The organism is Tumebacillus sp. BK434 (assembly GCF_004340785.1).
Classification (GTDB): Bacteria; Bacillota; Bacilli; order Tumebacillales; family Tumebacillaceae; genus Tumebacillus_A.
Map to the genome: position 1 here is coordinate 941,509 of NZ_SLXS01000001.1, position 10,420 is coordinate 951,928.

General features: G+C 63.7%; 1 protein-coding gene. It reads right to left on the reverse strand.

The features are described 5' to 3' along the window. Window positions 1–2: 2 nt before the first annotated feature. Window positions 3–10,412 carry a non-ribosomal peptide synthetase gene (locus EV586_RS03100; protein WP_132943600.1) on the reverse strand — a complete coding sequence of 3,470 codons (10,410 nt, stop codon included), beginning with the start codon at window positions 10,410–10,412 and terminating at the stop codon, window positions 3–5. Window positions 10,413–10,420: the final 8 nt, after the last annotated feature.

Below are 10,420 nucleotides of genomic sequence, written 5' to 3' on the forward strand. Positions count from 1 at the left end.
GATCATTTCATCAATGCCCCTGGCTCGTCCGCCGCGATGGCGGCATGAGCCCGCTGCAACGCCGAGGACAGCTGCTCCGCCAGCATGAGCACGTGCGGCATCGCGACGATCGTGTCGTGATCGCCCGGCACCTCCTGCACCGTCAGGCTGCCTTGCACCAGCGTCTCCCAGCCCAGCGCTTCCGTGCGCGCCGCGCCTTCCGGCTGCTCAGCCGCGCGGAAAAGGGTCATGTCTCCCGGAAACGGCACCGGACGATAGCTCCCGGCTGCCCGCTCATGCGCTGCCGACACGCGCAGCATGCGGCGGAACTGTTCGTACCCGAAGTCATGTGGCAAGATGTTGTGTGTTTTTCCCAGCTCCAAGAACGTGTGAAGCACCGCTTCGATGTTGTCGGGATCAAGTTGGTCATTCTTCACAGATAAATCAAGTTTAAGGCGTTTCGCCATGTTTTGGCAATAGGAGACGGAAAATTCTGCTTCACTGAGCAGTTCGCCTGCCCCGGCCTCGACAGGGGTTCCGGCGTCCAGCATCGCCAAGAGTTGCACCGTCTCCCCCGCGGCGCGGAGCTGCTGCGCCGCTTCATAGGCGAGCACACCGCCAAACGACCAGCCGCCGAACAGATAGGGCCCTTGCGGCTGCACGCTGCGCAAGTGGCGCACATAGCACGCCGCCAGCTCTGCGACGCAGTCGGTCGCGGGGACGTCCGCCTCCAGGGCCGGTGCCTGCAGCCCGTAGACCGGCTGGTCAGCAGGCAGCAGCCGGGCCAGTTCGTAGTAGGCGAGCACATTGCCGGTGCCGGGATGGAACAGGAAGAGCGGCGTTTTGTCGCCGGCCGTCCGGATCGGCACAAGCGGGGATGCCTCCCGCGGCTCATCCTCCTGCAGGAACGTTGCCAAATGCCCGATCGTCCCTTCTTGGAACAAGGCGGCGAGCGGCACCTGACGGCCGAATTCCTGCTGCACGCGCGAGATCAGGCGCACGGCGAGAATCGAGTGGCCGCCCAGCGCAAAGAAGTTGTCTGCGATGCCGACCGGGCGAATGTCGAGCAGCTCTTCCCAGATCGCCGCCAGTTTCGCTTCCACCGCATCGCGCGGCGGTGCATAGGCGTTGTCGCGCTCCACATGCAGGTCGCCCGGCAGCGGCAGTGCTTTGCGGTCGACTTTGCCGTTCGCGGTCAAAGGCAGCCGCTCCAGTGTGAGGAAGAACGGCGGCACCATGTAGTCGGGCAGCTTGGCTTTCAAGAACGCGCGCAGTTCCTGTGTCGTCACAGCAGCATCGTCCTGCAGCACAACATAGGCGGCGAGGCGCTTGTCACCCGGCGCATATTCATGAGCGGCGACGACGCAGGATTTAACCGCTTCATGTAAATCCAATACACTTTCTATTTCGCCAAGTTCGACCCGCATCCCTCGTATTTTGATTTGATCATCTTCTCGACCTAAGAATTTAATTTGTCCATCCGGTTTGAAATAGCCGCGGTCTCCCGTTTTATAAAGCTGCTCACCCGGCGCAAACGGATGCGGCAGGAAAGCCTGCGCAGTGCGCTCCGGGCTGTTGAAATAACCGCGCGCCAAGCCGACGCCGCCGAGGTAGAGATCGCCGGCCACACCGATCGGAACGGGCCGCAAGTTGCGGTCGAGCACATAGCAGGTGTTGTTGTCGATCGGGCGTCCGACGGAGACGATCTCCCCTTCCGACACGTCCTCCCAGCTGCAGGTGCGGATCGTGGAATCGATCGACACTTCGGTGGCGCCCCACGTGTTGTGCAACTGCCCCGGCATCTTTTCAAGGAACTGCCGCACCAGTTCGGCGCGCAGCGCTTCGCCGGAGGAGACGACCACACGCACGCTGTCCAACGCGGCGCGGTCGGCCGGGGTCATGCTGTCGATCACCATCGCCAGCATGCTCGGCACGAACTGCAGGACGGCGACTTTGTGTTCCACCGCCGCGTCGAGGATCGCGCGCGGATCGCGGTGCAGCTTAGGCGCGAGCAGCACGATCTTGGCGCCGACCATCAGCGGCCAGTAAAACTCCACCGCCGCGTCATCGAAGGTCAGCGTCGTCTTCTGCAAAACGGACTCGGTCGCCTGCAGGCCGTGCTGGCGCTGCATCCAGCACATCCGGTTGACCCAGCCGCGGTGAAGGTTGGCGACGCCTTTGGGCTTACCGGTGGAGCCGGACGTGTAATAGATGGAAACGAGATGATCTGGCGTCGCGGCGCAGTGCGGCTTGGTGTCGGCCTGCTTGGCGATCTGGTGCCAGCCCGCATCGAGAAACAGCGGCTCGGCACCTTCAGCCGGCAGCGTCCCGCGCATGTTTTCCAACGCCAGCACGACCGGCGCCCCGGCGTCGTCCAGCACTTGCGCGATGCGTCCTGTCGGCGCTTCCGTGTCGATCGGCAGGTACGCACCGCCCGCTTTCAGGATGCCGACCAGCGCGATGACTAACTCCAGCGAGCGTTCCACACAGACCCCGACCGCCACATCCGGACCGACGCCGTACGTCTGCAGATGACGGGCCAGCTGATTGGCGCGCCTGTCCAGTTCTGCATAGGTCAAAGTGTTGCCGGAATCATCAGCCGCGATGCGATCCGGCGTGCGCAGGACCTGCTCCTCGAACAGCACGTGGAGCAGCTTGTCTTCCGGGAACGGAACTTCCGTGTCATTCCACTCGATCAAGAGGCGGTGCTCTTCGGCAGCGGTCAGAAGCGGGAGAGCATCGAGCGTTTGATCCGGATTGGCGGCGATGCCCTGCAGCAGGACCAGCAGGTGGCCGCACATGCGCCGGATCGTCTCGCGGGTGAAAAGGCCGGTCTTATACTCAAATGAAGCGCTCCAGCCTGCTGCTCCCGGCACCAGCGTCAACGTCAGGTCAAATTTGGCCGTGCCGCGGTCGACTTCCAGCACGTCCAACTCCAGCTCGGACGCCAAGCCCACTGCCTGCGGCGGCATGTTTTGCATGACGAACATCACTTGGAACAAGGGGTTGCGGCTCAGGTCGCGGTCGAGCTGCAGTTCGTCGATCAGCTCTTCCAATGGCAGTTCCTGATGCGCAAAGGCGCCGAGCGCCACTTCCTTGACGCGCAGGAGCAGTTCGCGGAACGTCGGGTTGCCGGACAGGTCGCTGCGCAGGGCCAACGTATTGACGAAAAAGCCGATCAGCCCTTCTAAGTCGCGCTCCGTGCGCCCTGCAACCGGCGTGCCGAGGATGATGTCAGTCTGGCCCGCATAGCGGTACAGGAGTGTGTTGAACGCCGCCAGCAAGGTCATGTACAGCGTCGCGCCAGACTGCTGAGTCAGCTCTTCCAGCGCCTGCACCAGCTCTTGCGGCAACTGGATTGACTCGGTGGTGCCTGCATAGGACACCTTTGCAGTGCGCGGATGGTCGGTCGGCAGCTCCAGCACCGGAAGGTTCCCGCCAAGTCGGTCTTTCCAGTACCTCAGCTGCTGATCGCGCGCCTCGCCTTGTAGCCAGTCGCGCTGCCAGACCGCGTAGTCCGCATATTGGAACGGCAGCTCGGAGAGCGGCGACGGTTCGCCTTTACGAAATGCATGGTACAGCTGCCCCATCTCGCGGACGAACAGACCGAGCGACCAGCCGTCGGAGATGATGTGGTGCATGGCGACCGCAACCACGTGTTCCTCGACCCCGGTGCGGATCAGCGCGGCGCGGATCAGGAGATCGTCTGCCAGCGAGAACGGCTCGCGGGCGACGCTTTCGAGCAGGCGATGCAGTTTTGCATCGCGCTCTGCTTCCGACAGCTGTGAGATGTCATATCGCGGCAGGTACAATGCTGCCGTCTCCCGGATCACCTGCTCGCCGACACCTTCGCGGGTGATGATGTTGGTGCGCAGCGCTTCATGCCGCTGCAGCAGTTCGGCAAAGCTCCGCTCCAGCGTTTCGGCCGCTAACGGTCCGGTCAGGCGCACATTGATCGGGATGTTGTAGACGGAGCTGTTCGGCTCCAGCTGGTCGATGAACCACAGGCGCTGCTGGGCAAACGACAGGGGGAGACGAGAATCCCGAGCCGCTTTTTGCAGCTTGAGAGAGGAGCTGTTCTGTACTCCTCTGCGCGCCTCGTCGATGCGAGCGGCCAGGCGTTCGAGGGTCGGGCATTCGAAGACGGCGCGCAAGGGCAGTTCGACGCCGCATACTTGGCGAATCCGGGTGATGACTTGCATCGCCAAAAGCGAATGTCCGCCCGCTTCAAAAAAGTGATCAGAGCGCCCGGCGCGCTCCAGTTGCAGCACATCCTGCCAGATGTCGGCGAGCGCTTGCTCGGCCTCGGTGCACGGCGCTTCGTACGCGGCAGACCCGGTCCTTTGTTCCGGCTTGGGCAACGCTTTGCGGTCCACCTTCCCGTTGCTGGTCAACGGCAGCCGGTCGAGCACGACATAGGCGGACGGCACCATGGCGGCGGGCAGGCGCTGTTCAAGGAAGAATCGCAGTTCGGGCGCGGTAAGCGTCTCGCCTTCGCGGGCCGTGACATAGGCGGCCAGCCAGGTCATGCCGTCATCTTTCCAGTCGAGCACTGCGGACGAGGTGACGGCCGGGTGTTGTGCCAGCAAGGCGGCGATCTCGGTCAGCTGGATGCGCACGCCGCGGATCTTCACCTGATCGTCGACGCGGCCGAGGATGTCCAGCGTCCCGTCCGGACGGTAGAGCCCGCGGTCACCGGTGCGGTACAGCAGGTCGTTCGGGAACGGCGAGAACGGATTCGCGACAAAACGCGCCGCGCTCTCGTCACCTGCCGTCAAATAGCCCCGCGTGCGGAACGGTGTGCGGATGACGATCTCGCCCGCTTCGCCGATGCCGCACAGCTGTCCCGCTGCTGACAAGATGAGCGCCTGCGTCTCGGGCAAGGTGTGTCCGACCGGTTGGATGCCGGCATGCGGTACGGGAGGGACGACGTAATAGCATTTGGCCAGCGTCGTTTCGGTCGGCCCGTACAGGTTGATGATCTCCCCCGCTCCCGGGAACCGGTCGCGCCAGGCGTTGACAAAAGAGTCGGTCAACGGCTCTCCGGCGGAGAACAGGCAGCGCAGGCTGGCCAGCGCGGCGTCTGCGGAGGCGCCTTGCAGCCAGGACTGGGCCAGCGAGGGCACGGTGTGCAGGATCGTGACGCCACTCTGGTCCAGCCACGGCAGGATCGTGTCGGCGCAGAGGTCGTCGAGCACAGGGGGCAGGCAGAGCGTCGCCCCGCTGGTCAGCGGCAGGAAGATGTCGCGCAGCACCACGTCAAACGACAGGTGGGTCAACTGCGCACTCTTGTCGTCAGGCGTTACGCCAAACGTTTCGCGCTGCCAGTGCAGGAAGTGGCTCATGCCTTTGTGCGTGCCAAGGACGCCTTTCGGTACCCCGGTCGTGCCGGAGGTAAAGAACAGGTACGCGGCGTCTTCGCGCTGCACCTCAGGCAGCAAGCCAGCGCTTGGGGCGTCCACCCCTTGAATGCGCCCGCTGTGCGGCGAGATGATCGCGTGCGCGCCTTCCGACCGTTCCTCGCAGACCGACAGCAGGCGCGCCGCCCCGGCCGCTTGCAGCATCTGCTCTTTGCGCGGGGCGGGCAATCCTCTGTCGATGGCGACGAGCACGCCGCCCGCGAGAAACACGCCTAGCATCGCGGCGATGCAGCCGAAGGAACGGGTGGCGAGCAGGGCGACTTTTTCCTCGCGCTGCAAGCCGGTCGCCAGCAGATGGTGTGCAATGTCTGTAGCGCGCGCCTGCAGCTCTTCGTAACTCCAGCTCATCGCGCCTTGTTCAACCGCCGTGCGGGACGGCGTTTGCACCGCCCAGGCGGCGACCGCTTCGTGGACCAGCTCATGTGCCGGTTCTTCAAGCGGTACGGACGGGTCGGGCAGGATGCCTTGTGCCGCTTTTGTGCGCAGCGAGTAATCTCCGACCCGGCGGTCGCTTTCCCCTGCCGCTTGGACGAGCAGATGGCGGAACTGATCGAGCATCGCGTCGATGCGCGCCGGGTTGAAGTGGTCGGTCTGGTAGACGAGATTGATCGCCAGCCCCTCATCCGACTCGTACAGGTAGAGCGTCATCAGGAACTTCGACTCCGCCTCGACCCCGATCGTTTCCAGATGCAACCCCGGCAGCTCGGCCGGCCCGACCGGCATGTTCAAATAGTTGATCAGCACGTCGAAGATCGGGTTGCGGTTCAGGGCGCGCTCCGGCTGGAGCTCCTCGACGATTTTTTCGAACGGGAGCTCTTGGTGCGCGTAGGCGCCGAGCGTCGTTTCGCGCACGCGGCCGAGCAGTTCGCGGAACGTCGGGTTGCCGGACAGGTCGGTGCGCAGGGCCAAAGTGTTTAAGAACATCCCGATCAACGGCTCAGTCTCCACGCGGCTGCGTCCGGCGATCGGCGTGCCGACGATGATGTCCTCCTGGCCGGAGAGACGGGCGAGCAGCAGCTTATACGCGGCGAGTACCGTCATGAACAGCGTCGCACCTGTGTCGGCGCTGAGCGCTTTGAGCTGCCCGGTCAGTTCGGCCGGCAGCTGCAGGATGGCGTTGGCGCTCTGCCCCGCCGGCTGGACAGCCGGATCGGTCGGCAACTGCAGGCGCGGAAGTTCGCCGCCGAGCTTCGTTTTCCAATAAGTGACTTCCCCGTCCAGCACTGCGCCTTGCAGATGTTGGCGCTGCCAAACGGCAAAGTCGGCAAACTGCACGGGAAGCTCCGGCAGCGCGGGCTCTGCCCCGTTGACAAACGCTTCGTAGAGCAAAGTGAATTCGCGCACGAGGACGCCGATCGACCAGCCGTCGGAGATGATGTGATGCATGTTGAGCAGCAGCACATGCTCCTCGTCCCCCAGTTGCAGCAAGGTGACGCGGAACAGCGCGTCGCGGGACAGGTCGTAGGGACGCTTGGCTTCTGCGGCAGCCGTCTGCGCGACGGCCGCTTGCCGGTCTGCTTCCCCGCGCAGGTCGAGCAGCGGAATCTCCAGTTCCAGCGCGTCGGCGATGACCTGCACCGGCTGTCCGTCGCGCAGTTGGAACGTCGTGCGCAGCGTTTCGTGGCGGGAGAGGATCTCTTGGAAGCTGCTGTGCAGTGCAGTGAAGTTCAATTCCCCCGTCAAACGGAGCGTGAGCGGGATGTTGTAAGCGGCGCTGCCGCCTCCCTCCAGCCGGTCGACAAACCACATCCGCTCTTGGGCGAACGACAGCGGTGCCGTGCCGTCCGCGCGCTCGGTCTGCACCAGCGGTGTCAGTCCGGTATCGCCGGTTCCTGCCGAGATCCCCTCGATGCATCGGGCAAGCTCTTCGATCGTCGGAGCTTCAAACAGCGTGCGCAAGGGCAGGTCGATCTCAAATTGCGCCCCGGCGCGGGTGATCAGCTGGGTGGCGAGCAGCGAGTGGCCGCCGAGTTCAAAGAAGTTGGCGCGAACGGAGACGCGCTCCAGCCCCAGCACTTCGCTCCACAGTTCGGCCAGTGCCATCTCCAGCGGCGTGGTCGGCGCGATGTGCTCGGCGGCCGTTTCAAACAGCGAGCGGTCCGGCACGGGCAATGCTTTGCGGTCGAGCTTGCCGTTCGAAGTGACCGGCAGCGACGGCAGCAGCAGGAACGCCGACGGCACCATATAGTCGGGCAGTTTCGATTTGCACAGCGCCCGCAGCTCCTGCACATCAGGCTCCTTGCAGCCGACCGGCACGACATACGCGACCAGGCGTCTGTCGCCCGGCACGTCTTCGCGCACCAGCACGACCGCTTCCTGCACGAGCGGGTGACGGGTCAAGGTGACTTCGATCTCGCCGAGCTCAATCCGGAATCCGCGGATTTTGACTTGGTTGTCGACGCGGCCCATAAACTCGATCACGCCGTCCGGGCGGTACCGCCCCTGGTCGCCGGTGCGGTAGATGCGCTGCCCCGTCTGCGGGTGCGTGAGGAAGGAGGCGTTCGTTTTCTCTTCATCGCGCCAGTAGCCGACGGCAAGGCCGATCCCGCCGATGTACAGGTCGCCGGTCACGCCGGGCGGACAGGGTTCCAGCGCTTCGTTGAAAACGAAAAACTTCTGGTTGGCCATCGGGCGGCCATACGGAATGCTCGTCCAGTTCGGATCGACCTGCTCGATCGGGAACGTGATCGACCAGATCGACGCTTCGGTCGCCCCGCCGAGTGAATGGACGGAAATGCCCGGCACCAGTTCCTGCAGGTGCACCGGCAGGCTCAGCGGAATCCAGTCGCCCGACATCCAGACCAAGCGCAGGCAGGACGGGAGCCCTTTTTTGTGCAAGATCGCATATTCGGCCAGCAGCTTGGCCAGCGCCGGCGCGGAGTTCCAAACGGTGATCCCGTGGCAGAACAGCAGGTCGGCCCAGTGCGCCGGATCGAGCGCTTTGTCCGCTTCCGGCAGCACGAGCGTGCCGCCTGCAGCCAAGGTGCCGAAGATGTCATAGACGGACAGGTCAAAGCCCAGCGAGGAGACGCCGAACACCTTGTCGTCAGGCGTCACCGCAAAGCGGCTGTTCATGTCGAGCAACGTGTTCACCGCGCCCTGATGGTCGATCACCACACCTTTGGGCTGCCCGGTGGAGCCGGAGGTGAAGATGACATAGGCGAGGTCCTCCGGCGTTTGCACGACCGGCAGCAGGTCTGCGCGCTGCGCTTCGATCTCCGTACTGTCGACAGCGATCACTGCCACCCCTTCCGGCCAGTTGAAGCGGTCGAGAAGATGGCTTTGGGTCAGCACATAACGCACTTGACCGTAGTCGAGCAGGTGCAAGATGCGCGCTTCCGGCGCTTTCGGATCGATCGGCAGGTAGGCGGCGCCGGCGGCGAGGATGCCGTAGACGGCGACGACCTGCTCCCAGCCCTTTTCCATCACGACGGCGACCAGCGTGTTTTTGGCGACGCCGTGCAGACGGTGCCCGACTTGGTTGGAGCGCTCGAACAGCTCGCGGTAGGTCAAGGCTCGGTCTGGAGCGCGGACGGCGATCTTGTCTTCGTGCAGCGGGACTTGCCGGTAGAACAGGGTGTGCAGCAGCTCTGTGGAGACGGGCGCTTCGGTGCGGTTCCACTCGGTGAAGACTTGCCGACGCTCTGCAGCGGTCGCCAGCGGAAGCGCGGCGAGTTGCTGCTGCGGGTCGGAGGTGATGCCTTCGAGCAACTCCAGAAAATGGGCGCTGAAGCGTTCGATCGTCGCCGCGTTGAACAGGTCGGTGTTGTATTCGAACACGCCGTACAGCCCCTGTTCTTTTTCGACCATCGCCAGCGTCAGATCGAGCTTGGCGGTGCTGTTGCTCACTTCGACCGTCTCGAGGGTCAGGCCGGGCAGTTCCAGTTTGCCGAGCGGCGCGTTTTGCAGCACGAACATCACTTGGAACAGCGGCGGATGGCTCATGTTGCGGTCCGGCTGCAGCTCTTCGACCAATTTTTCGAACGGCAGGTCCTGGTAGTTGTACGCTTCGAGCACCGTCGCGCTGACCGCTTGCAGCAGTTCGGCAAACGACTGCGTGCCGGACACGCGGCTGCGCAGCACGAGCGTGTTGATGAACAGGCCGATCAATCGCTCCGTCTCGCCCCGGCTGCGACCGGCGATCGGGGTGCCGACGGTGAGGTCGTTCTGGCCGGTGTAGCGATAAAGCAAAGTGTTGAACGCCGCCAGCAGTGTGATAAAGAGCGTGGTGCCTTCGCGGCGGCTCAGCTCGTTCAGTTTGACGGTCAGCTCTTGGCTCAGTTGGAACGCGTGCGAGCTGCCGTTGAACGTCTGCACCGGCGGCCGCGGACGGTCGGTCGGCAGCTGCAGCACGGGAAGTTCGCCATCGAGCTGTCGGCGCCAATAGGACAGCTGCTCGTCGAGCACTTCCCCTTGCAGCCACTCGTTTTGCCAGTCTGCAAAATCGCCGTACTGAATCGGCAGCTCGGGAAGCGGGGACGGCAGTCCGGCCGCAAAGGCGGTGTACAGCGCCCCGATCTCCTGCACGAGCACGCCGAGCGACCAGCCGTCGGAGATGATGTGGTGCATGTTCAGGAACAGCAAGTGCTCCTGTTCGCTCAGGCGGATCAGTCCCCCGCGAAGCAGGGGCCCTTTGAACAGATCAAAGGGCTGGCACGCATCGAGGGTGATGATCGCAGTCGCCTGCGCTTCCCTTTGCGCAGGCGGGAGCTCGGTCAGATCGGTCAGCGGCAAGTGGAACGCGCCGTCCGGCACAATCACCTGCGTCAATTCGCCGTCGATCTCTTCAAACGTGGTGCGCAAGGCTTCATGGCGCTGCATCACTTCCAAAATGCTTTGCGCTAAGATGTCTTGACGCAGCTGCCCGGTGAGCCGCAGCGAACAGGGGATGTTGTAGATCGCCTGTCCGGGCAGGAATTGGTCGATAAACCACATGCGCTGCTGGGAGAAGGAAGCCGGGAGGAGCGTCTCCTCCCCTTCTTCCTGCAAAAGATCTTCCTCATGAATGCTCATGTTACTTC

What these genes read in the sequence shown, in the direction of transcription:
- EV586_RS03100 (WP_132943600.1), bottom strand. Translation starts at nt 10,412, where the DNA reads ATGAGCATTCATGAGGAAGATCTTTTGCAGGAAGAAGGGGAGGAGACG.